This is a genomic window from Robertkochia flava (assembly GCF_020166515.1).
GTDB classification, from domain to species: Bacteria; Bacteroidota; Bacteroidia; order Flavobacteriales; family Flavobacteriaceae; genus Robertkochia; species Robertkochia flava.
Genome location: NZ_JAINZT010000004.1, coordinates 188,110 through 212,635, shown reverse-complemented (window position 1 = coordinate 212,635; position 24,526 = coordinate 188,110). Strand labels below are relative to the sequence as shown.

At 46.9% G+C, this 24,526-nt stretch carries 24 protein-coding genes; 12 read left to right on the top strand and 12 right to left on the bottom strand.

Annotated elements, in window-relative coordinates:
• The first annotated feature begins 9 nt into the window (after positions 1 to 9).
• From secA to K7R11_RS05915, 4 genes are all read left to right on the top strand, one after another.
• A complete protein-coding gene (gene secA, locus K7R11_RS05930) occupies positions 10 to 3,372 on the top strand; it encodes a preprotein translocase subunit SecA (protein ID WP_224489442.1) in 3,363 nt (1,120 codons plus the stop codon).
• Between the two features lie 210 nt (positions 3,373 to 3,582).
• Positions 3,583 to 4,761, top strand: a complete 1,179-nt coding sequence (locus tag K7R11_RS05925) for a sensor histidine kinase (protein ID WP_224489440.1) — start codon at positions 3,583 to 3,585, stop codon at positions 4,759 to 4,761.
• 64 nt (positions 4,762 to 4,825) lie between these two features.
• Positions 4,826 to 6,091 (top strand): sterol desaturase family protein, encoded by a 1,266-nt coding sequence (locus tag K7R11_RS05920; RefSeq protein ID WP_224489438.1) that lies wholly within the window; start codon positions 4,826 to 4,828, stop codon positions 6,089 to 6,091.
• A 74-nt stretch (positions 6,092 to 6,165) separates the two neighbouring features.
• Entirely contained in the window at positions 6,166 to 8,691 is a 2,526-nt protein-coding gene (locus K7R11_RS05915) for a M14 family zinc carboxypeptidase (RefSeq protein WP_224489435.1), read from the top strand.
• 45 nt (positions 8,692 to 8,736) lie between these two features.
• Here the strand turns inward: K7R11_RS05915 and K7R11_RS05910 are convergent, their stop codons facing one another.
• Positions 8,737 to 9,126 carry a hypothetical protein gene (locus K7R11_RS05910; protein WP_224489434.1) on the bottom strand — a complete coding sequence of 130 codons (390 nt, stop codon included), beginning with the start codon at positions 9,124 to 9,126 and terminating at the stop codon, positions 8,737 to 8,739.
• Between the two features lie 2 nt (positions 9,127 to 9,128).
• Positions 9,129 to 9,698 carry an RNA polymerase sigma factor gene (locus tag K7R11_RS05905; protein WP_224489432.1) on the bottom strand — a complete coding sequence of 190 codons (570 nt, stop codon included), beginning with the start codon at positions 9,696 to 9,698 and terminating at the stop codon, positions 9,129 to 9,131.
• 151 nt (positions 9,699 to 9,849) lie between these two features.
• Here K7R11_RS05905 and K7R11_RS05900 point away from each other — a divergent pair, with 151 nt between their 5' ends.
• Together K7R11_RS05900 and msrA are read left to right on the top strand one after the other, a co-directional pair.
• Complete coding sequence (locus K7R11_RS05900) at positions 9,850 to 10,191, top strand: DUF6249 domain-containing protein (protein ID WP_224489430.1); 342 nt, start codon at positions 9,850 to 9,852, stop codon at positions 10,189 to 10,191.
• 160 nt (positions 10,192 to 10,351) lie between these two features.
• A complete protein-coding gene (msrA, locus tag K7R11_RS05895; RefSeq protein ID WP_224489428.1) occupies positions 10,352 to 11,035 on the top strand; it encodes a peptide-methionine (S)-S-oxide reductase MsrA in 684 nt (227 codons plus the stop codon).
• Here msrA and K7R11_RS05890 read toward each other — a convergent pair.
• The 3 genes from K7R11_RS05890 to K7R11_RS05880 are packed head-to-tail and all read right to left on the bottom strand — an operon-like array spanning position 11,032 to position 13,679.
• On the bottom strand, positions 11,032 to 12,570 hold the full coding sequence (locus K7R11_RS05890) for a hypothetical protein (RefSeq protein ID WP_224489425.1): 1,539 nt from the start codon (positions 12,568 to 12,570) through the stop codon (positions 11,032 to 11,034). The genes msrA and K7R11_RS05890 overlap by 4 nt on opposite strands.
• The gene (locus K7R11_RS05885) at positions 12,542 to 13,147 is read right to left on the bottom strand and encodes a hypothetical protein (protein ID WP_224489422.1); all 606 of its coding nucleotides are present in this window, start codon (positions 13,145 to 13,147) and stop codon (positions 12,542 to 12,544) included. Before K7R11_RS05885 ends, K7R11_RS05890 begins: the two co-directional genes overlap by 29 nt.
• Positions 13,131 to 13,679 carry an RNA polymerase sigma factor gene (locus K7R11_RS05880; protein WP_224489420.1) on the bottom strand — a complete coding sequence of 183 codons (549 nt, stop codon included), beginning with the start codon at positions 13,677 to 13,679 and terminating at the stop codon, positions 13,131 to 13,133. The genes K7R11_RS05885 and K7R11_RS05880 overlap by 17 nt, the downstream gene beginning before the upstream one ends.
• A gap of 109 nt (positions 13,680 to 13,788) precedes the next feature.
• Between K7R11_RS05880 and K7R11_RS05875 the strand changes: the two genes are divergently transcribed.
• Positions 13,789 to 14,742, top strand: a complete 954-nt coding sequence (locus K7R11_RS05875) for an aldose epimerase family protein (RefSeq protein ID WP_224489418.1) — start codon at positions 13,789 to 13,791, stop codon at positions 14,740 to 14,742.
• A 29-nt stretch (positions 14,743 to 14,771) separates the two neighbouring features.
• Here K7R11_RS05875 and K7R11_RS05870 read toward each other — a convergent pair whose 3' ends face one another.
• Complete coding sequence (locus K7R11_RS05870; RefSeq protein ID WP_224489417.1) at positions 14,772 to 15,197, bottom strand: organic hydroperoxide resistance protein; 426 nt, start codon at positions 15,195 to 15,197, stop codon at positions 14,772 to 14,774.
• A 109-nt stretch (positions 15,198 to 15,306) separates the two neighbouring features.
• Between K7R11_RS05870 and meaB the strand changes: the two genes are divergently transcribed.
• The 5 genes from meaB to K7R11_RS05845 are packed head-to-tail and all read left to right on the top strand — an operon-like array spanning position 15,307 to position 20,034.
• The gene (meaB, locus tag K7R11_RS05865; protein ID WP_224489416.1) at positions 15,307 to 16,362 is read left to right on the top strand and encodes a methylmalonyl Co-A mutase-associated GTPase MeaB; all 1,056 of its coding nucleotides are present in this window, start codon (positions 15,307 to 15,309) and stop codon (positions 16,360 to 16,362) included.
• A gap of 44 nt (positions 16,363 to 16,406) precedes the next feature.
• Positions 16,407 to 17,120: a glycosyltransferase family 2 protein gene (locus K7R11_RS05860; protein WP_224489415.1), complete on the top strand. Its 714-nt coding sequence runs from the start codon at positions 16,407 to 16,409 to the stop codon at positions 17,118 to 17,120.
• Positions 17,121 to 17,122: 2 nt separating this feature from the next.
• The gene (locus K7R11_RS05855) at positions 17,123 to 17,755 is read left to right on the top strand and encodes a lipid-A-disaccharide synthase N-terminal domain-containing protein (RefSeq protein WP_224489414.1); all 633 of its coding nucleotides are present in this window, start codon (positions 17,123 to 17,125) and stop codon (positions 17,753 to 17,755) included.
• Positions 17,739 to 19,367 carry an ArnT family glycosyltransferase gene (locus K7R11_RS05850; protein ID WP_224489413.1) on the top strand — a complete coding sequence of 543 codons (1,629 nt, stop codon included), beginning with the start codon at positions 17,739 to 17,741 and terminating at the stop codon, positions 19,365 to 19,367. The genes K7R11_RS05855 and K7R11_RS05850 overlap by 17 nt, the downstream gene beginning before the upstream one ends.
• Before the next feature lie 4 nt (positions 19,368 to 19,371).
• Positions 19,372 to 20,034, top strand: coding sequence for a hypothetical protein (locus K7R11_RS05845; protein WP_224489412.1), 663 nt, complete (start codon positions 19,372 to 19,374; stop codon positions 20,032 to 20,034).
• Here K7R11_RS05845 and K7R11_RS05840 read toward each other — a convergent pair.
• The 6 genes from K7R11_RS05840 to K7R11_RS05815 all read right to left on the bottom strand — a co-directional run bounded on the left by K7R11_RS05840 (position 20,021) and on the right by K7R11_RS05815 (position 24,499).
• Positions 20,021 to 20,593, bottom strand: coding sequence for a phosphatase PAP2 family protein (locus K7R11_RS05840; RefSeq protein WP_224489411.1), 573 nt, complete (start codon positions 20,591 to 20,593; stop codon positions 20,021 to 20,023). The genes K7R11_RS05845 and K7R11_RS05840 overlap by 14 nt on opposite strands.
• 23 nt (positions 20,594 to 20,616) lie before the next feature.
• Entirely contained in the window at positions 20,617 to 20,847 is a 231-nt protein-coding gene (locus K7R11_RS05835) for a hypothetical protein (protein ID WP_224489410.1), read from the bottom strand.
• Positions 20,848 to 20,852: 5 nt separating this feature from the next.
• Positions 20,853 to 22,247 (bottom strand): MATE family efflux transporter, encoded by a 1,395-nt coding sequence (locus K7R11_RS05830; RefSeq protein ID WP_224489409.1) that lies wholly within the window; start codon positions 22,245 to 22,247, stop codon positions 20,853 to 20,855.
• Between the two features lie 42 nt (positions 22,248 to 22,289).
• Complete coding sequence (gene mazG, locus K7R11_RS05825) at positions 22,290 to 23,066, bottom strand: nucleoside triphosphate pyrophosphohydrolase (protein ID WP_224489408.1); 777 nt, start codon at positions 23,064 to 23,066, stop codon at positions 22,290 to 22,292.
• Between the two features lie 175 nt (positions 23,067 to 23,241).
• Complete coding sequence (locus tag K7R11_RS05820; RefSeq protein WP_224489407.1) at positions 23,242 to 23,922, bottom strand: NRDE family protein; 681 nt, start codon at positions 23,920 to 23,922, stop codon at positions 23,242 to 23,244.
• A gap of 142 nt (positions 23,923 to 24,064) precedes the next feature.
• Positions 24,065 to 24,499, bottom strand: a complete 435-nt coding sequence (locus tag K7R11_RS05815) for a DUF5606 family protein (RefSeq protein ID WP_224489406.1) — start codon at positions 24,497 to 24,499, stop codon at positions 24,065 to 24,067.
• Between the last annotated feature and the right edge of the window lie 27 nt (positions 24,500 to 24,526).

The following is a 24,526-nucleotide window of genomic DNA, read 5'->3' as shown; positions in this document are numbered from 1 at the left end:
ATCATAAGCATGAGTTTACTCAATTCCGTTATTAAGATCTTTGTGGGAGACAAAGCAAAGAAGGATGTAAAGGCGTTGATGCCGATCGTAGAAAAGATCAAATCTTTCGAAGCATCACTGGAGTCGCTGTCCCACGATGAGCTCAGAAAAAAGACACAGGAATTTAAAGACAAAATAAAAGAGGCAAGAGCCTCCTTTGACGAGGAAATTGCCAAATTGAAAACAGAGGCCGAAACCTCTGTGGATATCGACAAGAACGAATCGATCTACAACGAGATCGACCAGCTGGAAGAGCAGGCCTATGAAGCCACGGAAAAGGTTCTTGACGAGATTCTTCCCGAGGCGTTCGCAGTGGTAAAAGAAACTGCCAAGCGTTTTACCAATAACGAGACCATTACCGTTACCGCGTCCTCTTTTGACCGGGAGCTTTCAGGGAGCAGGGATTACGTAGCCCTTGAAGACGACAAGGCCACATGGAGTAATTCATGGAATGCCGCCGGAAAGGAAGTGACCTGGGATATGGTACATTACGATGTACAGCTTATCGGAGGGATCACCATGCACCAGGGTAAGATCGCTGAGATGCAGACCGGAGAAGGAAAAACCCTTGTGGCTACCCTTCCGGTGTATCTGAACGCGCTTACAGGAAACGGAGTGCACCTGGTTACGGTTAACGACTACCTCGCACGAAGAGACAGTGCCTGGATGGGCCCCATCTTTGAATTTCACGGGCTCTCGGTAGATTGTATAGACAATCACCAGCCCAATTCCATCAGCAGAAGAAAGGCCTACCTGGCAGACATCACCTATGGTACCAATAACGAGTTTGGTTTTGATTACCTGAGGGATAATATGGCGCATACCACTAAAGATCTGGTACAACGCAAACACAATTACGCCATCGTGGATGAGGTCGATTCGGTACTTATTGACGACGCACGTACACCACTGATCATATCCGGTCCGGTTCCTAAAGGAGACCTTCACGAGTTCAACGAGCTCAAACCAAAGATTTCAGATATCGTAGCCCGACAAAGGCAGTACCTTACAGGAGTACTGGCGGAGGCCAAAAAACTGATCGCAAGTGGCGACACCAAAGAAGGTGGCTTCCAGTTGCTGAGGGTATACCGCGGATTACCCAAGAACAAGGCGCTTATCAAGTTCCTGAGTGAAGAAGGGGTAAGACAACTTCTTCAGAAAACAGAGAACCACTATATGCAGGATAACAACCGTGAAATGCCCAAGGTTGACGAGGCATTGTGGTTTGTTATTGACGAAAAGAATAACCAGATCGAGCTCACCGATAAGGGGATTGAATACCTTTCCGGGGATACCGATCCGAATTTCTTTGTAATGCCGGACATCGGTACGGAGATCGCCCGCATTGACAAACAAGGGTTGGAAGCCGAAAAAGAAGCCGAACTTAAGGAAGATCTCTTCAAGGACTTTTCTGTTAAGAGCGAACGCATCCACACCCTGAACCAACTTCTTAAAGCCTACACCCTTTTCGAGAAAGACATCGAATATGTGGTGATGGAAAACAAGGTGATGATCGTAGATGAGCAAACCGGACGTATCATGGAAGGGCGCCGTTACTCAGACGGGCTGCACCAGGCCATTGAAGCCAAGGAGAACGTAAAGATCGAAGCTGCTACGCAGACCTTTGCCACCATTACCCTGCAGAACTATTTCAGAATGTACAGCAAGCTCTCGGGGATGACCGGTACAGCCATTACCGAGGCAGGAGAATTCTGGGAGATCTATGAACTGGATGTGGTTGAAATTCCAACGAACCGACCCATCGCCAGGGCAGACAAGGAAGATCTGATCTATAAGACCAAGAGAGAGAAATACAATGCCGTAATTGACGATATCGTAAAACTGGTGAACCAGGGACGTCCGGTACTTGTGGGTACTACGAACGTAGAGGTATCGGAGCTGCTTTCAAAAATGCTCTCCATCAGGAAGATCGATCACAACGTACTTAACGCGAAGCTCCATAAAAAAGAGGCCGACATTGTTGCCGAAGCAGGAAACCCGGGTGTGGTAACCATAGCCACCAACATGGCAGGTCGTGGTACCGATATTAAACTCTCCAAAGAGGTTAAGGATGCCGGAGGACTGGCGATCATAGGTACAGAACGTCACGATTCAAGACGTGTCGACAGACAGTTAAGAGGTCGTTCCGGACGTCAGGGAGACCCTGGTAGCTCTCAATTCTACGTATCCCTGGAAGATAACCTCATGCGCCTCTTCGGTTCCGACCGGGTGGCTAAGATCATGGACCGCATGGGACTTGAAGAAGGAGAGGTTATCCAGCACAGTATGATGACCAAGTCTATAGAACGGGCTCAGAAAAAAGTGGAGGAAAACAACTTTGGTATCCGTAAACGCCTTCTGGAGTACGACGACGTCATGAACGCGCAGCGCGAGGTGGTCTACAAGCGTAGAAAACACGCCCTGCAGGGAGACCGTCTTAAACTGGACATCGCCAATATGATCTTCGATACCTGTGAAGCTATCGCAGAAACCAACAAGGAAGCGAATGACTTCAAAAATTTTGAATTCGAGCTCATCAAGCATTTTTCGGTAACCTCCCCCATCAATGAAGAGGAATTCAAGTCGATGACCTATATGGAGATCGCCTCCAGGATCTATAAGGAAACTTACCGCCATTACCAGGAAAAAATGGAACGGAATGCCCAAACGGCCTTCCCGGTGATCAAAAATGTTTTTGAGAACCAGGCCGACCGTTTTCAGCGAATCGTGGTTCCGTTTACCGACGGGGTCAAAACCCTGAAAGTGGTAACCGACCTGAAGGAAGCTTACGAGTCTGAGGGTAAGAAACTGATCAACGACTTTGAGAAGAACATTACCCTGGCCATTATTGACGACTCCTGGAAGACGCACCTGAGAAAAATGGATGAGCTGAAACAGTCGGTGCAACTCGCTGTTCACGAGCAAAAAGATCCGCTTCTTATTTACAAGTTTGAAGCCTTCGAACTCTTTAAAACCATGATAGACAAGGTGAACCGCGAAGTGGTTTCTTTCCTTTTCAAAGGAGAGCTCCCAACCGAAGACACCAGTAATATCCGGGAAGCCAGAGAAGTAAAAAGGAAGGAAGACTATAAAACTTCGAAAGAAGAAATTCCAAACACCGATGAAATGGCCGCCCAAAACCGCACCGCCAGTCAAACCCAACAAAGGCCACAGGTAACCGAGACCATTGTCAGGGAACAACCCAAGATCGGGAGGAATGAGAAAGTGACCATAAAGAATGTGGTGAACGGTGAAAACAAAACCATGAAGTTCAAACAAGCACTGCCCCTGCTCAATTCCGGGGAATGGGTTCTTGTTGATCACAAACCATAGATCAGGATATCCTGAAGATAATTGTTAAAAAGCGGCAGCTTCCCATGAAGTTGCCGCTTTTCTTTTAAAAATTTTAAATATATTTAACGCGAAAACATCCCATTCGGTTAATGCCGCCGGTTATCTTACAACTTACTGCACAATAGTCTGCAGTTGCCCCCAATGCGAGACCAGAACCAGGTCGCGCTAACCATGGAAATGAACTGAACTATGACCCCGAAAGAGGACACTAACCTGACCTTGAGACATCTGAAGCCTACCCTTATCATTAGCTATATTTTAGCGGTGCTGACTATGGGAATGGCCGGGGTAATTTACCTGTATTTCAACACCCATTGGATACTTCCGTTGTGTTTCCTGTTTCTGAGCCTGGTACTTTTCTACGCTTCCTACTCCTTTTCCGACCTCGAAGACGAACAGAATACCCTTCCCGAACCATATTATGATAGTCCGGAGGGAAAAAACAACACCAAGGCAGCCCTGCCCGAAAAGAACCTCAGCCAGAATGTCATCCGGGAGCGCCTAACATTAAGACCCATCATAATCCTCAATTACCTTCTGGTCATCGCGGTATGTGTGATGGCCGGAGTCAGTTTCTTTTATTTTGAGACGCCCTGGATCATCCCTGTGGGCTTTCTCCTTACAGGCTTTGCCATGACCTGCAGTGCGCTTTACTATTCAAATCTCGAAGCAACACACTCCGCCCTGAAAGCCTCCCATAAGGAGCTCGCCAAGAGAAATGCCCAGGACGAGATCCTCCTTAAGGAAATCCACCATCGGGTTAAAAACAACCTGCAGACCGTATCGAGTCTGCTCAGTCTTCAGGCCAGGAACGTTGATGATCAGAATACACGGGAATTATTTAAGAATAGTCAGCACAGGGTTATATCTATGGCTTTGATCCATGAAATGCTTTACGCCTACGATGATATTTCAAGAATCCAATACCAGGAATATGTGGAACAACTGTCTACCCACCTGGTTAAATCCATTAAAGGCCCTGAAAATAATATTACCCTTAACGTGAGCATGCCAGACATCAAACTTGGAATGGACACGGCTGTACCACTTGGATTACTGATCAACGAATTCATCACCAATACCCTGAAGCATGGTCTTCCAGAGGAAACACCCGGGGAGATCACCATTACCCTTCATAAGGATGAGAAGGAGAATTACCTGCTACATCTCAGGGATAACGGCGTAGGATTTCAGGAAGAAAACACAAACAAAAGACCGAATTCCCTTGGACTGCGTCTCATCAATAACCTGGTGCGCCAATTAAGGGGTACCATTACCCGGGAACCGGCAGTTCAGGGAGTACACTTCAGGATCAATTTCAGAGAACCCCAACCCGCGGTAACACACAATTGTAACGCCACCACCTGAAACCAGACTTACATATTCGGGTAAAATCGTGTATTTTTACAAGAACTAATACGAGTTATCACCCATGGAAACCTATGCCAACGCTTTATTATACGCAATTCCACTCTTTATAGGGCTGGTGCTGACGGAGATTCTTTACGGTCATTTTACGGGAAAGCAAACCCATACGGTTATGGATACTGTTTCCAGCCTGAGCTCTGGCCTGACCAATATTATCAAGGATTCGCTCGGACTGGCTGTGGTACTGGTTTCCTACCCATTTCTTCTGGAGCACCTGGCGGTTTTTGAGATCAGATCCTCCTGGATCGTTTATACGGTTGGTTTCATTGCCATAGACTTTGCCGGATACTGGAATCACAGGCTAAGTCATAAAGTAAATATCTTCTGGAACCAGCATGTTATTCACCACAGCAGTGAAGAATTTAACCTGGCATGTGCCCTGAGACAATCCATCTCCAATATTATCGGGTATTTTCCGCTTTTGCTTATTCCGGCAGCACTATTAGGCGTTCCGGCCAAGGTGATCGCCATTCTTGCCCCCCTGCAACTATTCCTTCAATTCTGGTACCACACGCGCCATATCGGGAAACTGGGTTGGCTCGAATACATTATAGTGACTCCCTCCCAACACCGGGTGCACCATGCCATTAATCCGGAATATATTGACAAGAACCTGGGCCAGATCTTTTCTGTCTGGGATCGCATGTTCGGAACCTTCCAGGAAGAACTGGATGAGGTACCTCCTGTTTACGGAGTGTTAAAACCGGCCGCCACCTGGAACCCGGTAATCATAAACTTCCAGCATTTCTGGCGACTGTTAAAGGATGCCTGGAATACCCGAAACTGGTTCGACAAATTGAGGATCTGGGTAATGCCTACAGGATGGAGGCCACAGGATGTCAGGGAACTGTACCCCTACGATACCATCAAAGACGTGTACCATTTTGAGAAATACGATCCTGAAGCCACTCCTGCTCTTAAAGGCTATGCTATTTTCCAGTTACTTTTCAGTACGGTTCTCATGCTTTTTATGTTCTACAATTATGCAGAGATCGGTTTTGACGGCCTCCTTCTATTTGGATTTTTTGTGTTTACCGGAATTTTCGGGTATTCCAGTCTCATGGACGGTCACCCCATAGCCCCGTGGATAGAAGGGTTGCGCTCCCTGGCCGGCATATCCTATATACTCCTTTCAGGCAGTTGGTTTGGCATTGAAGCATTTCTCCCTTACGGCAACCTGATCATGATCGTGTATTTCCTGTTCACAATGCTTTCTGCGATCTATTTTTCTGTCTTCGAAAAGACGAACCGGATGACCGGACTCGCATAGGTTATTATCCCTGTGGCGGCATTTACAGACTGAATGGAAATCCATATCTTGTAGGGGAAAACATAAATAGCCCTATGAGAAATATACTACTACCCCTCCTGGCGCTTTTCCTGTCTTTAAGGTTTGGAAGTGCACAGGATTACTTCCTTGAAAAATACCAGCCGTATAACGAAAATATCCCTTCTCCGGAATCCTTTTTGGGTTACGGTATAGGCGAGCGCCACACCCGGCATGACCTGATCGTAGCCTACTTTAAAACCCTGGCCGCACTTTCGGATCGCGCAACTCTGGAAGAATACGGGAAGACCTATGAAGGACGTCCCCTGGTCATGCTCAGTATAAGCACTCCAGAGCAACTGAATACCCTGGAAGATCTGCGCACCAGGCATCTGAAGGCCATCAAAGGGGAGGCGGAAACAACCGGTAACAGACCTGTGTTTATCAACCTGGGTTACAATGTGCACGGTAACGAACCCTCCAGCTCAGAAGCTGCACTCCTTGCGGCCTACACCCTGATCGCATCAGAGCATCCGGAGGTAAGGAAATTTCGGGAACATGCGGTGATCTTTGTCGATCCTACCATCAATCCGGACGGTCGGGATCGCCATACCCACTGGGCAAACAGCTTTAAGGGAGATCCGCTGGTTGCAGACCCGCAGGATATTGAGCACCAGGAGGCCTGGCCCCGCGGCCGCACCAACCACTACTGGTTTGACCTGAATCGAGATTGGCTACTGGCCATTCACCCGGAAAGCCGGGGCAAACTGGACTGGTACCACAAATGGTACCCCAATGTAGTTACCGATTTTCATGAAATGGGTACAGAGAGCACCTATTTCTTTGAGCCTATGAAGGCCAACGGTGCTAAGGATCCTATTATGCCTGCTGAGAACTATGAAGACCTCAACACACTTTTCGGAAATTATTTTGCGGCTTCCCTGGACTCCATAGGTTCCCTCTATTTTACGGGAGAGGTTTTCGACGGCACCTACCCGGGGTATGGCTCTTCTTATCCGGATCTGCAGGGCGGACTTGCACTGCTTTTCGAACAGGCCAGTTCCCGGGGTCATGTTCAGCAAACCGATATGGGTCAGGTCACCTTTCCTTTTACCATAAGAAACCAATACGTATCCAGCATGACCACAGTTAAAGCTGCAGTGGAAAACCGGGAGTATCTTCAGGATAACCAAAGGCGCTTTTTTGAATCGGGAATACAAAAAGCCCGTAAAAGTGGCATCAATGCTTACAAGTTTACGATAAAAAACGACCAGAACCGGCTGAAGGCTTTCCTGGATAAACTTCTGATCCACAGGATCGAGGTGTATGCCCAGGATGATGGAAGCTTCCTTGTACCTACAGCCCAGGAGCAATACAGAATGGTCCAATCGGTTTTTGAAACATATAGCGAATACCGGGACAGCGTATATTACGACGCCTCGGCCTGGTCCCTGGCCAATTTTTACAATGCCAACTATGAACCTGTTACCGGCCGGATCAACCGGGGAGAACGTATCACCGAAAGTGAGTTGGTAGTAAAAGCTCCGGAGCTCCTCCCTTCTGCCTATGCTTATCTGATCGACTGGCAAGATTATAACAGTCCCGCTTTTTTACATTTTCTCCAGGAAAACAAGGTTCGTGTCGAATCGGCCTTCAAAGGATTTACTACCCTTACTGAAGGAAGGGAAACCCGTTTCCCTCCGGGAACCCTGGTTATTCCCGTTAGCAAACAGGAGATAGACCAGGACCAACTCTTCGAACTCATCCGCAAGGGAGCTCAAGCGTTTAAAGTACCCGTATTTCCGGTTCCTACAGGATACCACAGAGGAAAAGGGATCGACCTTGGCAGTCGCTACGTAGAACCTTTAACCCAACCAAAACCCTTTATGCTGGTTGGTGATGGTGTAAGCTCCTATGAGGCCGGGGAAGTGTGGCACCTCCTGGACCAAAGGGTCAGGATGCCCATCACCAAGATCCCTGTTCGCAATTTTTCACGGGCCTCTCTCGGGGATTATACAACCATGGTCATGGTATCGGGGAACTACAGTACTATTGACAGTGTGGGAAGAGCCAGGATAAAGAACTGGATATCGGAAGGAAATACCCTGATTGCCATCGGAGAGTCCGTTTCATGGCTGATTAAAAATGACATTGTTGACGAGGATCTTACAGAAAACAAAAAGAAGGATTCGGCTTCCACCGTACGATTGCCCTATATCACCGCGGCAGAAGCCCTGGGTAAAAAAGAGGTCGGTGGCGCTATTTTCGAGGCAGAGCTCGACCTTACTCACCCGGTCGCCTTCGGGTACAGTGAAGCGCGGATACCGGTATACAAGAACAATTCGGTATGGCTCGCCCCTTCAGAGAATCCATTTTCGACCATTGCTAAATACACCCAGGAACCCCATATTGACGGGTTCATTACGGAGCAAAACCTGAACACCTTCCTTAAACCATCTGCATCTGTGGTGGCTTCCCGGGTTGGAAAGGGAAGAGTTGTTCTTTTTGCAGACAACCCGAATTTCAGGGGGTCGTGGTACGGAACCAATAAATTATTTCTCAACGCCCTGTTCCTGGGTCAATCGATTCGCATCCCGGAATAACAATAACAGACCATATACAAGAAAAGGGCCCTGATAGGCCCTTTTTTATTGTTTTTTCCCAAACCTGAGATCTAATTTTCGTTTTAAGAGCACAACCTGTATGGCCATCATGAACCCCAGAACAACTACTGCGTATAGGGTGACCCTGGAAGGTTCCCCGAAAAGCCCTCCCAAATTTTGAGGAAAGATCTCGAAGGCCATTCCTTTAAACCCAAAGGGATTGTACCAAACGAATGCTACAAATACAACCAGGGCAGCCATCAGAACCGCCCAGCCCCGTTTAGGGATCAGGGATGTGTAGGAGCTCCTGGAGTAGCTGTTCCGTATTCCCTCCATGATATTCTTCTTCAGATCCGGAACAGGTTTTTCCAGACCGGTATCCCTTACCATCTTTCTTACAAGATCATCCATCTGCTCTTCTTCCTGTGTCCTCATAATTAACCAGTGCTATGTTCGACATGCCCTTTTAAAAGGGTATATAACTTTTTTCGCGTACGAAACAATCTGACCTTAACATTTTCCATTCCCATATCCAGGACTTCAGCGATCTCACGGATCGGGAGCTCCTCATAATAATAGAGCAGGATCAGGGTCTGCTCATCCGGGTTTAAAGCGGAGACCGCCTTTTTTACCATCTCCTCCTGCTCTGCTGCCACCATCAGCTGGACCGCATCCTCCCCTCCTTCGGCTGTAAAACTACCTTCGCCTATTTCCTCAAAGGCATCAGTTTTGCGCCGTTTAATGGCTTTAAGCCTGTCCAGGGATTTCCGGTATACAATACGATAGATCCATGTAGAGAATTTGGCATCTCCCCTGAAGCTATCCAGTACCTCAAAACTTTTTATAAAAGACTCCTGCACAATATCAGCAGCCTCATCCGGATCCTGAAGTAACCGCACAGCAATAGTATACGCCATTTCCTGGTACCTGTCTACCAGGACTCCAAAGGCATCGGTATCTCCTGCAAGAACCTTATTGATGAGCAGTAGTTCGTTTTGGTTGGTCATGTGTTGATTTAGACGCCAGTCCGGTTATGGTGGTTACACAATTTGGGAAAATATTTTTACAAAATAATTGTAACCGCTCCTCCTGCCCTGTCGTCCTATGAGGGAAATTAATCATTAATCAATTATCATTTAAAATCTTAAATCAATTATTATGGGATCTGAAGTTATTATTGTACCCATCATGTTCGGAGTTCTTTTCGGAATATGCTACCTGTTTATTTCTTCCAGACACAAAGAGCGTCTGGCGCTTATAGATAAGGGCACGGATGCCTCTATTTTTTATAGCAATAACAGATCATCTTCTCCAACCTGGAAAGTATTAATCCTGAACCTGGCCATGATTCTGATTGGAATTGGTGTAGGGATTATTGTTGCAGGGATTTTGCATTTCACCCTCAATGTAAAAGGCGACGTCGCCTTCCCGGGATCTATCTTCACATTTGCAGGAATCGGTCTCTTTATCGGGTTTAAATTAACCCAGAAACTGGATTAAGCCATTTGTACGATGAGTCTGAAAAACACCTGTGGCCCTCGAGGGCCACAGGTGTTTTTTTATGCCTTTTGCTTCGATAAGCAGTCCATTATCCTTAACTTCTTTCTCAGGATCTGTAAGGAAAGTAAATACTTGCAGACCGATATCAAAAATCAATCCTATGAAAACCTTATCCTTAATGCTGAGTATTTTCAGTTTCCTGAGTTTCACCTCGTGTCAATCGGCAACAAAAAAATCGGAAGACGAGTCGGCATCGGCCAGGGTACAGACGGCCCATAAGCCATCACCTCAGGATCTTTCAGAATACGAAACAGCCTATTTTGCCAGTGGTTGTTTCTGGTGCGTGGAAGCCATTTTTGAAAGTGTAAGGGGAGTAAAGGAAGTGGTTTCGGGATACTCCGGCGGAAGCGAAAAGAATCCCACCTATGAACAAGTGAGCTATGGACGCACCTCGCATGCCGAATCGGTGATGGTCTATTACGATCCTGAGGTGGTGAGCTTTGGCACCCTCGTTCAGGTTTTTTTCGGATCGCATGACCCCACTACCCTGAACAGACAAGGCCCTGACAAGGGAGCGCAATACCGGTCGATAGCTTTTTACCAAACTCCCGAGGAGCGCAAAACCATTCAGGATTATATCATAAAACTTGAAGAGGGAAATTACTTCGAAAACCCTATTGTTACAGAAGTCAGGGAATTTGAAAAATTCTGGAAGGCTGAAGATTACCACCAGGATTACGAAAAAAGAAATCCTGACAATCCTTATGTCAGAAATGTTTCCGTACCCCGGTTAAAAAAGTTTCAGAAGACCTATCCGGAACTCCTGAAAGAAGATGTACATTAAATCCCCTGTAGGTTCAGGTTGCTGTAGTTGGCGATGATATGGATGGTCTTACCGCTGCCCTTTGCCTTGTTATACCCTTTAAGCTGCTTGCTGTTTTGCATTTCATTCACGTCCAGCTTCAGGCTTCCCGGTGTTTTCATCCGTGAAAAAGTGGTGCGTGCATAAAAATCAAATGACGTATCAGGAAGGGTAAGCGAGGCATCTGAATTTTCAAGAACCAGGTCAAGCGAGCTAAAATTGTCACTTAATTTACCGATAACGAGATCCCCGAAGCTCCCGTTTATAATGGCATTTCCCTGTAGCTCCCTCATGGCGACATTAGAGGATTCGGAGGTCAATCTGATATTTTGCACCCTTTCCAGTTCAAGCACTTTTGCATAGCTCACATTTAAGGTGCCCTCCTTCCAGTAGTCTACCCGCATGGGGGAATAGGCTGCATTGATCACGGTATTTTTCCCCTCTACCATAGGGGCATGCAACCTTGCATAAGACAAGGTTGCATGAATGGTATTATAATTCTCGGCCAGTTTGATTTCGCCATAACGCACATCGAGGTCCAGCCGGGCACCCTTGGGAGCCTTTATCTTTATGGTCTTCTTAATCTTCAGGTTTTTAGGCATTCCATCCTGTTCATAAAAGAAGATCTTGGCATCAGAACCGGGAGCTACCCTGATCTTATAGACTTCCATTGCTTCGCGTGCTGCACGGTTAGCCCTTCGGGATTCTTCCCGTATCTTCTCCATCATGATCCTGGTTTCTGCACGATTCATTTCCTGTTCTTTTCTGATCTCTTCACGTATCTTCTCACGTTCTTCCTTCATTTTCTCCCGTTCTTCCATCATTTTCTCCCGTTCTTCTATCATTTTCTGACGGTCTTTATCCTTCCCGGCGGCCTTTTCATGCTGCTTATACAGCTCTTCCACCTGTTTTCCCCACTCCTCGTACTGCCGGATAAACTCTTCATCGAAGTTGTTTTTAAACTGCTTCTTCCATTCATTCAGATAGGCTTCCCCATCCTTTTGATAGGCCTGGTAATCAAAATCAAAATTTTGAAAATTCTCAGGCAACGGAGGCATTGGGGGCATTGGAGGCATAACGAAATCTTCGGGCAAAGACTCCATAATGGCGGCCACATCGGGTACCTCTACTTCATAATTGAAATCAAAATCGGTATTAGGACTCCTGAAGGCTATGATCATATCGTCATTCCGGGATCCGTGAATAGCGTTACCTGTTTTAACGGTAATCTTATTGCTGTTTCCTACCGCCTGAAAGTTCCAGGCGCGAAAAATTTTCTCTGCTTCTTCCTCAGAAACACCTTCGATCTCAATAATGGCCTCGATCTCTACCTGGTTGCGGTTCCAGCTTTCAAATACCAGGTCGGAATGGGAGGTATTCACCGCGATCTCGACATCGTCGTCCACATTAAATTTCTCACTGTACCGCTTGGTCTGGGTTTGCCCCATCACCGCCGTTGAAAGCAGAAGGACAGATACCAGGAAAAGGTTAAGCTGTTTGCATACTATACGTTTCATTGTCTTCTTGTTTAAGTTCTTTTAACTGATCTTTTAGTCTGTACAACAAATCAAGTCTCAGTTGCAGGTTATCGATAAGCGCATCCACTGTTTGCTGGTTGGGGCCTATATTATTGAGCTCTTCAGTAAGGGCTTTGTAATCATCATTAAGCTTTGATAAGCGGTTCATATATCCGGAAACCAGTTGTTTGGTTTGCTCGTTCATCTCCAGGGACGCCAGTTCCATATTGATATTGGCCAGGTAAAAGCGCTCGATCTTACTCAGGTCGGGGGAAAGGTCGCCCAGGGTGATCTCATTTTCTGTTTTATCTGAAGCCTCTTCTCCTGTTGTAGTCTCCACTACTTTTGGGGTAGTTTCGGAAATGCTTTCCTGCTGCCGGACATACACAAATATACCCACAGCGAGCACCAGGATAAATCCGGCGGCTATACGAAGCCAGAACACAGCAACCCCATTGTTCTCCTTCGGGAATTCCTTATCCAGAAGCTCCCGGAATTGCTTGCGGTGCCCTTCGGGCATTTTCTGACGGGAAGAGCTTTCCTGAGTGCTCAGCAGATCTCTAATATCCTGTGCCATGATACAAATGTTTTAAATGGTCCTGTAATTTTCTTTTTCCTCTCATAAGCTGTGTCCGGGAAGTATTCTCTGTAATCCCAAGAATTTCAGCAATTTCCTGGTGATCATATCCCTCGATCAGGTAAAGCATCAGCACATACCTGTACCGCTCCGGAAGGGATTCCATCGCCTCTTTGACCTGGTCCACGGAAATGGAGTCTTCCACTTCCCAGTGCCCCTCTTCCTCAGCCGCTACTTGCAGAAACCCTTCATCAAGGGATTGCACCTGCAGGGCTTTGGATTTTAAGTGATCGATACACTTATTGATCACGATGCGTTTCAACCAGGCTCCAAAAGTAACCTCTCCCCTATACTGCTCCAGCTTACGAAAAGCCTTGATAAAGGCTTCCTGAGTGATATCCCTGGCATCATCCGGGTTGCCGAGATACCGTACCGAAATGGTATACATTGCTTCGCAATACTTATCGTAAAGCTTCATCTGAGCTCTGCGATCGTTCCTGCGACACTTCTCTATCAGATCGGTTTGAAACATTCCGGATTATTTCTGACTGGTTACTTAAATTTGTTGTACACTATAAAGACGAGGTAAATAAAGCCGCGTTGCAAAAAAATTGCATCTTTATTAAAATTATCTGATCCTCTTGAAAGACAGCATCATTAAAAATAGTCATTTAGAACTTCATACTTGCTCCACAGGCGCCAGTATGACTGCTTTATTCGTGAGGACGGCCTCGGGAAAAACGGTAAATGTGATCTACGGATACAGCGACGCGGACCGATATCAGGAAAATCCATTTTTTATGGGAGCCACCTGTGGTCGGTATGCCGGGAGAATAGGCAACCATGCGTTCGAAATAGACAACAGGAAATACCTGCTGGAATCGTCGGGAACAGTTCATTTGCATGGAGGCAGGCAAACGCTCGCCTTTCGGGAATGGAAAGTAAAGGCTATTGATGAAGGAGACCATCCCTCCATTACCTATGAAATTCACAGTTCGCATATGGAGGGAGGATATCCCGGCAACGTGGTGGCCGAGGCCCGGTATTCCCTGGTTGGAAACTCTCTCCACATCGATTTCCTGGCCAGCAGTGACCGTGCTACGTATTTAAACCTGACCAACCACAATTACTACAACCTCGATGGTGGGGGAAGTATCTGCGACCACTCGCTGAAATTAAACGCAGACCGGATCCTGTCTACGGATACCATGCAGGTACCGGATGGGGGATTCCTGGATATTAGCCAAACCCCATTTGATCATACTACAGAAAAAAGACTGGGAATAACCCTTGAAAATACAGTCCTGGACCACACTTTCGTTCTTGGAAAGCAGGAACCACAGGCCATTTTATACGCTCCGGGTACCGGCCTGGAAATGAAGCTGAGAACCAACCAGCCCGGGGTGGTCATTTTTACCCCGGAGGAGCTCGGAACGGGGCCATTCCGTAACCTGCCACCGGAAAAATTTCCGGCTATTTGCCTTGAAACACAGAATTTTCCGAATGCCCCGAATATAAAAGCTTTCCCCTCTTCACTACTCGAGAAAGGAAAGCTCTATAAGAATCAAACGGTGTTGACGTTTGCAGAAAGGTAAAATGCCGCTACGCGACGTTCCGCAATATTTCAGTCCTCCAGTAAATTCAAGGTCACATCAATATTATCGCGTGTAGCCCTGGAATAGGGACACAACTCGTGCGCCTCCTCCACAAGGGTCTCTGCCGTATCCATATCGATCCCCGGCAGATATACATCCAAAACAGCGTTTAAGAGAAAGCCCTCCTCCTCCGGGTGCTTTCCTATGCCGATGGTGGCTGTGACCTCCACATCATTGAGTTTTACTTTGTGTTTTTTAGCTGCTGCCTCCAGTGCACTGCCAAAACAGGCAGAATATCCCGCTGCAAACAATTGTTCCGGGTTAGTGAACTTACCGCCCTTACCTCCCAGGTCTGAGGGAAGTTCGAGTTTCATATCAATAAGTCCGTCATCAGATTTTACATGTCCTGCCCTGCCCCCGGTTGCGGTAGCAATGGCCTGATACAAAGTTTCCATATATTTAGTTTTTCCTGAAGATAAGGGAAAGGGAGCAATACTCCTTGCACGAATTATTAAATTTGTCGTAAATTTTATCAAAATCCCTGGTTAATTCTTCTTACCTGTCATGACTGAAAGCACCAAAGAACCTGAAAAAGATTTTAACACCAACGAGGAAGCGATCTCCCGTATCCGCGCCCTGCGGAAAAAAGGCGCTGACCCCTTGTCCATTGCCCGGAAGATAAAAGAGGGAGACCGGGTGGCCCTGAGCCAGGGCATTACTCTTATCGAAAGCAAAAGCCCTGTCCATCAATCCCAGGCCAGGGCCATCATAGAACATTGTATCGGCACCAAACAGGACTCCTTAAGACTGGGGATAACCGGAGTTCCGGGAGTGGGAAAAAGCACTTTTATCGAGCGCCTGGGGAAACACCTCACCGGTGCAGGACACAGGGTAGCTGTCCTGGCGGTAGATCCCACCAGCGGCGTATCCGGAGGGAGCATCCTTGGCGACAAGACCAGGATGCAAGAGCTGGTACAGGACAACCGAGCATTTATAAGGCCATCCCCTGCCGGGGATTCCCTTGGAGGAGTTGCCAGAAAGACCAGGGAGGCGGTTATTCTATGTGAGGCTGCAGGTTATGATGTGATTATTATAGAAACGGTAGGGGTAGGACAAAGTGAAACCGCGGTACATTCCATGGTAGATTTCTTCCTCCTGCTCAAACTTGCCGGTGCCGGCGATGAGCTCCAGGGTATTAAAAGAGGGATCATGGAGATGGCAGATGCCATCGTTATTAACAAAGCGGATGGCAGCAACCTTAAAAATGCCCAAAAAGCCAGGGTGGAATTTAAACGGGCCCTGCACCTCTTCCCGCCGAAGGAAAACCAATGGATACCTGAAGTGCTTACCGCATCTGCCCTGGAAGATGAAGGCATTCAGCAAGTATGGGACCTCATCGGGAGTTTTGCCTCTGAAACCAGGGCCAGTGGCTGGTTTTCCCGGAAGCGACTCGAGCAAAACAAACACTGGCTTTTACAAACCATAGATGAACAATTAAAACTCCGGTTCTACAGGAATCCCAAGATCAAAGAAGCGCTGGAGGAACAGCTCCGGCTGGTGGAAGAGAACAAAACCTCACCCGTTACCGCCGCATATTATTTGCTGGAGTTGGAACGTTAATACGCTGAAATGCCATACCTTTGCACAGATTTTAAATACCCCAAATGAAATACGAATTCACTATCATTGTTCCTGTATATAATGAAGAGGAAAATCTGCTGCGGGTGGAAGAAAAACTTGCTGATTACGCCCGAATCGCTCACAGGAAAACCAGGATACTTTTTGTGAACGACGGTTCGAAAGACAACAGCCAGGAGCTCATCGAGCAGATCTGTAACCGCCATGAAAATTTCGAATTCCTGCTTTTTAAGGAAAACCGTGGACTGAGTGCGGCCATAAAAGCTGGTTTTGACCATGTGGAAACCCCGCTCACCGGTTACATTGATGCAGACCTGCAAACCGCTCCGGAGGATTTCAACCTCTTACTCGAAGCGATCGAAGATCACGAACTGGTTACCGGGTTACGTGCCAACCGAAAGGATTCCTTTGTCAAAAACATGTCGTCCCTCATTGCCAATGGCATTCGCAGGGCTTTTACCCATGACGGGATGGATGACACGGGATGCCCGCTTAAGGTTATCCGCACAGACTACGCCAAACGTATTCCCATGTTTGAAGGACTCCACCGATTTTTGCCCGCAATGATCCTGTTACAGAACGGGAGGATAAAGCAGGTACCCGTACAGCACTTTCCAAGAATTGCCGGTACCGCAAAATTTGGATTATGGAATCGTTTGCTGGGTCCCCTTGCCGACTGCTTTGCCTATCTGTGGATGAAAAAGAAATATATCAATTACGAAATCGCTAAGAAGAGTTAAACATGGATTCCTGGCTGATCTACGTCGTTGGCTTTACCGCCCAGATCCTTTTTTCAGGTAGGTTGATCCTGCAATGGTTCCTCTCAGAGAAAAATAAAAAGGTTCTTACCCCTACCCTGTTCTGGAAACTCAGCCTTCTGGCCTCATTCCTTTTGTTTGTCTACGGATGGCTAAGAGACGATTTCGCCATTATGCTGGGGCAGTCACTCACGTATTTCATTTATATCAGAAACCTGCAATTACAGGGAGAATGGCAACGTACACCGGCATTGATGCGTTGGTTTCTTATCCTGTTTCCGTTTCTGATCATCCTCTACGGGTACAACAACAATAATTACGACCTTCACGAGCTCTTTCGAAATGAAGCGATCCCCTTATGGCTCTTGCTCTTGGGAAGCATCGCCCAGATTATCTTTACCCTGAGGTTCGTGTATCAATGGATCTATTCCGAGAAAAATAAAAAATCCTCGCTGCCAATGGGATTCTGGATCTTAAGCCTTAGCGGAGCCCTGCTCATTTTTATTTACGCTATTTTCAGAAAAGATCCGGTACTCCTTGCCGGTCATTCCCTGGGGTCTGTAATTTATATCCGAAACATCATATTGCTAAAAAAACAAGATGATAGCACAGATTGAAAAATATCCCTTCAGATTCTTACTGTTGTTTGCATCCCTGATCTTCCTGGTTAACCTGGATGTTTTATATGTAAACATCATGGAAGCCCGGAATTTTGTAACCGCTCGTGAAATGCTTTCACAGGGAAACTGGGTGCTCACCACCATGAATGATTTCCCCAGGTATGAAAAACCTCCTTTACCCACCTGGCTCACCGCTGTCTCCGCAAAGATCTTCGGGGTTCATCACCTGTTTGGGTTGCGATTAACCGCCGCATTAAGCGCAATTTTGCTCAGTGCCTTCCTTTATAAAATCACTCATTTCTTAAGAAAGAATGCCTTATTCGCCCTATATAGCGGGTTAATCCTGGTCACTTCGTTCTATATCGTCTTTGCAGGGCGTAACGGACAATGGGATATTTACACCCACGCGTTTATGACGGGTGCGCTCTTTTTTCTTTGTAAAATGTTCTTAACAGGTAAAAACACCTGGACCAATGCGCTTATGGCAGCCCTGTTCTTTGCTGCATCCTTTCTCAGTAAGGGGCCGGTTTCCCTTTATGCCCTATGGTTGCCGTTTATGATCGCACTTCTGGTGGTTTACCGAAAGGACATCTCCAGGAAAAAGGTAATTCCATTTCTTATTTTTCTGGCTACCGGACTTGCCATCGGGGTGAGTTGGTTTGTATATGTACGCTTTGCCGACCCTGAAGCCTTCTTAGAGATCACCAGGGAAGAAACGACCAACTGGTCGAGCTATAATGTGCGTCCATTCTGGTACTACTGGAGCTTTTTCACCCAAAGCGGACTATGGACCATCCCTGCCTTCACCGCCCTTTTATACCCCTATCTGAAAAACAGGGTAAGTGATAAAAAGGTATATACCTTTAGCCTGATCTGGACACTGGCGGCCGTAGTGCTGCTCTCTGTTATTCCCGAAAAAAAATCAAGATACCTCCTTCCGGTCCTTATTCCCATGGCCATGAATACCGCCTTTTATGTGGAATACCTAATCGCAGCCTTTAAGACTGTGAATAACCCCTGGGAGAAGTTGCCCGTATATATTCATTTCGGTATCCTGAGCGCTCTCGGATTGGGCTTCCCTCTGGCCGGATACATTTTGTTTGGTGACCAACTGGAAGGACTGCAACTGTGGTTCTGGCTTTCAGCAATTTCACTTTTCATCCTGGGAATCTTATTCGTTAAAGCGATGATGCGCAAAAACATCAAGACACTTTTCTATCTCAGTCTTGCCCTGATCGCCTGTATCCTGAGTTTTGGACTGCCCCTGAGCAGGGCCTTATACACCAATCCGGACTTTAACAATATCGCTTCTTATCCCGAACGGAACCAGATCAGGTACGCTTTCGGAGAGCCCGCTCCCGAGATGATCTGGCACCTGGGCCATGCTGCTCCCGATATAGAGGGGAAATTGCCCCACCAAATACCGGAAGAAACTTCGTTCACCATTTTAGTAGGCCCTTCAAAGGAAGCCGAATTTAAACGTATCTTTGAAGCTGAATATACTCTTGAGTTGCTGGAAACTTTTGACATCAATTACACCGCATCTCCGGGAGACCGAAATTATAAGGACCGACTGGTCAGCAAATATTACCTGGTAAAAAAGAAATAAACCTATGCTTACCAAAATTGATAAAATCGCCTATGTATTCTTAGCTGTAGTCATGGGCATAAGTGTATATTACGGATTCACTGATGGCGAATTTTTTAATAAGGGGATCGCCAGGGAAGATGGAAGTGTGGAGTACGGCACCGCGGTTTTCCTTTTTCTCATTTCCCTTTTGTGTTTTTACCGTCTTGCTACCCTGGGAAAATACAATTCCCTGACCTGGAAAGTGGGTGTTTTAGGATTTGCCCTGCTATTCCTTTTCGGAGCCGGCGAGGAGATCTCCTGGGGTCAACGGATATTTGATATCGAGTCTGGGGAATACTTTCTTGAAAACAACGCCCAGAAGGAAACCAACCTGCACAACCTGGTGGTTGGCGGAAAAAAAGTGAACAAGATCATCTTTAGTCAGCTACTCATGCTGGTGATGGTGATCTACCTCATCATTGTACCGATCCTGTACCGGAGAAAACAATGGGTTAAAGACCTGTTCGATCGTTTTGCAGTACCCGTAGTGCAATGGCATCATACCATCGCTTTTCTGGCCAGTACGCTTCTGGTGAGCATTATTCCTCCTGACCGAAAATGGGAGGTGTACGAACTGGCATTCGGACTGATCTTTCTGCTGATCTTTCTCCACCCCTTAAACAGCCATCTGTTCAGGAAGCCCTGAATTTTACAGAAAGCCACAGGTACAGCCTGTAAAAGACACTTCCGTTGATGAGCCCCACCCCAAATCCGGTGAGCACATCCAGGGGAAAATGCACCCCGATATAGATCCTGCTGTAGGCAACCATGGCAGCCCAGGTCAAAAGGAATACCGGTAAAACGCGCAGGTACTTTCTGAACCCGAGGGAAAAGAACACGGCCAGGGCAAAACTGTTGGCTGAGTGGGCCGAAAAATACCCGAATTTACCGCCGCAACTCGCTTTTACCAGGCGGACCATATCCTGCAAATCGGGATCGTAACATGGGCGCAGCCGCTCAAAACCATATTTAAAAACATTGGCCAGCTGATCTGTAGCTGCGATCATCAGGGCTACGCACACCAGAACTATTATCCCCTTTTTCTTACCCAGGAAGTAAAAATTGATCACCAGTAACGCAGCATAGAGCGGAATGGACGACCATTTATCGGTAATGAACAGCCAGAATGGATCCCAGGCCGGCGTTCCCCATCCGTTCAGAAAAAGAAACACTTCCTTATCCCAGGAAATCAATTGATCTAACATGGTGATTGAGGTTTTTCCTTTGGTTATTCTTTCTCATACCGGCTCACTTCCCGGTCGTAAAAACGGGTAGCCTCCTCGATAAGGGTATTCATTTCACTGGAAAGCTCTTTTTCATCCTCCGGGGAAAACTCTTCCAGCCATTCCACCTCATCATTTTCAAGATTGATGATAAAGCGGGGATAATCGGTATGTACGATAAAGATCGCATCGGGATAATCGGTGTTATCCCCCAGTAAAAATTTCGGAAATTCCATAGTGTTTATTCTGTTTGTTTCGCCTCAACCCCGGCTTCGGTAATCAGGCTCCGCGTTAAATTATTAAATCTAAAATACAAAAATACCGCTGCCACCGTTAACCCGGACAACAGACCGATCCAGATTCCCATATTGCCAAGAGAAGTGTGAAGACCCAGGTAATAAGAGATGGGAAAGCCAATAACCCAATAGGCCACAAAAGTGATCCATGTAGGGATCTTAACATCCTGAAGGCCCCGGAGTGCACCGAGAAAAACCACCTGGAAACCATCTGAAATCTGGAAGAAGGCCGCGATTAATAAAAGCTGGGAAGCCACTGAGATCACCTCCAGGTTATCCTTCATATTCGCCATATCATGCTGATCGAGATAAAGAGTAGGAAGCCAATCCCTGAAAATGATAAAACAGGAGGCAAAAATAACTTCGAGAAAGAAGGTAAGCACAAACACCGAGATCGCAATACGCCTCAGCTCCAGGTAATCCTTCAACCCTTTTTGATTCCCTACGCGAACCATGGCCGCCACACTGAGACCTACTCCCACCATATAGGTCATACTGGACAGGTTCAGGGCGATCTGGTTGGCCGCCTGCGGATTTTTACCGAGCACCCCGCTTAACCAAACGGCAGCCGTAAATATGCCCACTTCAAAGAACATTTGCAGGGCAGATGGAAAACCCAGGTCAAATACTTTCTTCATCACCCCCCTGTTCAGGGCAAAATAGCGGATGTCAGACAGGTACTTCCGTATACGTTTCCTGGTTTGAAGCAACCGCCATAGAAAAAGAACCATGATGATCCGGGAAACCAGGGTTCCGATACCGGCCCCGATAATGCCTAACTCCGGAAAACCAAATTTCCCAAAGATGAGCAAATAGTTCAGCAGGATATTCACCACATTGGCAATTACGGTCGCATACATCGGATACTTGGTTTGCGACAACCCGTCAGAGAACTGCTTCAGGGCCTGGAATACGATAAGCGGGATGAGGGAAACGGCCACAATGTCCAGATACGGCAGGGCGAGAGACACCACTTCCACGGGCTGATTCATCAGATCCATCAGGGGTTTACTGAGCAGGACCACCAGGAAAAGTGCAATTCCAAGCGCTGTAGAAAGTACCAGTCCGTGTTTAAAGGCATTTTTCCCTTCTGTCACATTTCCGGCGGCATCGGCCTCAGCTACCAATGGGGTGATCGCCGTAGTAAATCCGATTCCAAGCGACATGGCTATAAAAATAAAACTGTTCCCCAGGGAAACAGCCGCCAGTTGTGCGGTCCCCAATTGCCCCACCATCACATTGTCTGCAAACCCTACAAAAGTATGCCCCAGCATCCCCAGGATTACCGGGGAGGCCAGGCGAAGGTTATATGCGAACTCCCTGGTGTAATTCTTTAGCATTCTGCTGATTTTTTTGCGAGGCAAAGATACGCGAATTACCCCTTATAACTTCTTGGCCTCTTCCCAAAACACATCCATCTCGGCCAGGGTCATATCCTGGAGGGATTTCCCCGTCTGGGAAGCCTTTTCCTCCAGATAGCGAAACCGTTTTATAAACTTCTTGTTGGTGCGTTCCAGGGCATCCTCCGGGTTAACCTTCAGGAAACGGGCGTAGTTGATCATGGAAAACATCACATCTCCAAATTCTTCTTCAATGCGATCCCGGGTTCCGGAATTCACCTCTTCCCTGAACTCCTGTAACTCCTCTTCCAGTTTTTCCCATACCTGCTCGGGTTTCTCCCAATCGAAACCAACCCCGGCCACTTTATCCTGGATACGACTGGCCTTCACCAAGGCCGGTAAACTTTTAGGAACACCTTCGAGGACACTTTTCTTACCTTCCCTGAGCTTGAGCTTCTCCCAATTCTGTTTTACTTCTTCCTCATCGGCAACCTCCACATCCCCATAAATATGAGGGTGCCTGTCGATAAGCTTATCGCAGATCCCATTGGCAACATCGGCAATATCAAAAGCCTCCGTTTCACTTCCGATCTTAGCATAGAAAACAATGTGAAGTAAAAGATCGCCTAATTCCTTTTTAACTTCCTCCAGGTCGTTATCGAGAATGGCATCACCCAGCTCATACGTCTCTTCAATGGTAAGATGCCGTAACGATTGCAGGGTCTGTTTTCTGTCCCACGGACATTGCTCTCGCAATTCGTCCATAATGGTCAACAGCCTGTCGAATGCCTTTAATTGTTCTGCTCTTTTATTTTTCATATCCTGATACGGTTAAACATTCAGGGGATTATTCCTGATATCCTTATACTGCAAATAACGGATTTTTGCTTCAGAAAACGGCGGGAATCCCCGGTCTCTGTCTTTGAAATCCCGGGGTACCTTTCGTACTGATCGACCCTGGAACCGGCTTGATGCGATTTGGAGCCCTCAAAGTTTAACCTGCCGGAACATGCCTGCGTCCGGTCTCAAAGTAGTCCATAGAGAAACTTCCGTTATCACTTACCTTCACCTGGGTTATACTCACCGTTTTCACACCAGGCTGGTCAAGAATAAAGTTAGTGGGGGTACCCAAACCGTGGAGCTCGAGGATCTTCTCCGCATCAACGTCATTACCCGCATTTAAAAAATCCCTGAAGGTTTCCAGTTTATCCAGGTGCTCTTCCCGCGTATACAAGGTAGAAGAAGACCATAAGTGAGCCTTGTTTTTACTCAGGAATGTGATACTGCGCCTTTTTCCGTCCCACCGGACCACCTGCAAAAGGTCATCTACCAGGATCAGGGTAAAAGGCGCCATCCCCGTAAAATCCTGCTGATGTGAGAATTCAAAAAAACTTCTGGCACGAAAAGCATGAGGGATCAGCAGTCCCCTACTTACCGCATAGGGTGGTGACCAATTTTGCTTTTCAAAAGCCCCGTTCAGCACACAGGCGGTTCTGCCACTGTGATCTGCAGCACACCAGGTACCGTTCTTTTGCGTATCCCGGGGCGCCTTAAACACCTCCTCCCCGTCCCATGTCCAGGGCTCTGGCGGAAGGGCTTTCCTGCCGGGGTCTTCATCACGGTTAGAGGTAAGTATATACCCCTTGCCGGTAACAATATAGCTAACTGTGCACATTTGAAATACTTCTGATCAGGGGGATCTGTCGGATTCCTGAGTTAGGGCTTTTCCGAGGCATGGCATCGGATTGGTTTTAAAGTTAAGCAAAAAAAAACCTTCCCGCAGGAAGGTTCTTTTAAGTATACTTTATAGCAAAGGCTTATTCTGCTGACTTATCTTCGTCGGCGACCTCTTCCTGTTCTTCTTCTGAAAAATCGGTGATCCCGTTCTGCTGAAGCAGGTTATACCATTGCAATACTTTTTTAATATCGCTTGGATACACCCGGTCCTCATCATAATCAGGAAGAATACCGAAAAAATACTCCTCCAGCTTATCCTTGCTTTCCTTATGTCCAACAGCGGTTTTTCCCCCGTTTTCCTTTTCAGAGATCTTCTTGAATACTTCTCTGAGTGGCACCTCTTCGGTAAGGGTATAAATTGCGATCTCGGAAAGCAGACTGACATTATTCCTCAATCCTACCGAGATCCTTTTTCCATCGATCAACGATTCGGCTACAAACCCTGACCTGGTTTGAGCTTTTAACTGGTACAATCCGGGTTTACCGGAAATAGCTAAGATCTTATCTAACCCCATATGCTTATCTTATTTTTGCGAACGCAA

Coding starts and splice junctions, on each gene's coding strand:
- K7R11_RS05860 (WP_224489415.1), top strand. CDS start 16,407: ATGAAATACGAATTCACTATCATTGTTCCTGTATATAATGAAGAGGAA.
- K7R11_RS05905 (WP_224489432.1), bottom strand. CDS start 9,698: ATGACCAACCAAAACGAACTACTGCTCATCAATAAGGTTCTTGCAGGA.
- K7R11_RS05915 (WP_224489435.1), top strand. CDS start 6,166: ATGAGAAATATACTACTACCCCTCCTGGCGCTTTTCCTGTCTTTAAGG.
- K7R11_RS05885 (WP_224489422.1), bottom strand. CDS start 13,147: ATGGCACAGGATATTAGAGATCTGCTGAGCACTCAGGAAAGCTCTTCC.
- K7R11_RS05900 (WP_224489430.1), top strand. CDS start 9,850: ATGGGATCTGAAGTTATTATTGTACCCATCATGTTCGGAGTTCTTTTC.
- K7R11_RS05830 (WP_224489409.1), bottom strand. CDS start 22,247: ATGCTAAAGAATTACACCAGGGAGTTCGCATATAACCTTCGCCTGGCC.
- K7R11_RS05845 (WP_224489412.1), top strand. CDS start 19,372: ATGCTTACCAAAATTGATAAAATCGCCTATGTATTCTTAGCTGTAGTC.
- K7R11_RS05925 (WP_224489440.1), top strand. CDS start 3,583: ATGACCCCGAAAGAGGACACTAACCTGACCTTGAGACATCTGAAGCCT.
- K7R11_RS05870 (WP_224489417.1), bottom strand. CDS start 15,197: ATGGAAACTTTGTATCAGGCCATTGCTACCGCAACCGGGGGCAGGGCA.
- K7R11_RS05910 (WP_224489434.1), bottom strand. CDS start 9,126: ATGAGGACACAGGAAGAAGAGCAGATGGATGATCTTGTAAGAAAGATG.
- K7R11_RS05835 (WP_224489410.1), bottom strand. CDS start 20,847: ATGGAATTTCCGAAATTTTTACTGGGGGATAACACCGATTATCCCGAT.
- K7R11_RS05890 (WP_224489425.1), bottom strand. CDS start 12,570: ATGAAACGTATAGTATGCAAACAGCTTAACCTTTTCCTGGTATCTGTC.
- mazG (WP_224489408.1), bottom strand. CDS start 23,066: ATGAAAAATAAAAGAGCAGAACAATTAAAGGCATTCGACAGGCTGTTG.
- msrA (WP_224489428.1), top strand. CDS start 10,352: ATGAAAACCTTATCCTTAATGCTGAGTATTTTCAGTTTCCTGAGTTTC.
- K7R11_RS05855 (WP_224489414.1), top strand. CDS start 17,123: ATGGATTCCTGGCTGATCTACGTCGTTGGCTTTACCGCCCAGATCCTT.
- K7R11_RS05880 (WP_224489420.1), bottom strand. CDS start 13,679: ATGTTTCAAACCGATCTGATAGAGAAGTGTCGCAGGAACGATCGCAGA.
- K7R11_RS05850 (WP_224489413.1), top strand. CDS start 17,739: ATGATAGCACAGATTGAAAAATATCCCTTCAGATTCTTACTGTTGTTT.
- meaB (WP_224489416.1), top strand. CDS start 15,307: ATGACTGAAAGCACCAAAGAACCTGAAAAAGATTTTAACACCAACGAG.
- secA (WP_224489442.1), top strand. CDS start 10: ATGAGTTTACTCAATTCCGTTATTAAGATCTTTGTGGGAGACAAAGCA.
- K7R11_RS05840 (WP_224489411.1), bottom strand. CDS start 20,593: ATGTTAGATCAATTGATTTCCTGGGATAAGGAAGTGTTTCTTTTTCTG.
- K7R11_RS05920 (WP_224489438.1), top strand. CDS start 4,826: ATGGAAACCTATGCCAACGCTTTATTATACGCAATTCCACTCTTTATA.
- K7R11_RS05820 (WP_224489407.1), bottom strand. CDS start 23,922: ATGTGCACAGTTAGCTATATTGTTACCGGCAAGGGGTATATACTTACC.
- K7R11_RS05815 (WP_224489406.1), bottom strand. CDS start 24,499: ATGGGGTTAGATAAGATCTTAGCTATTTCCGGTAAACCCGGATTGTAC.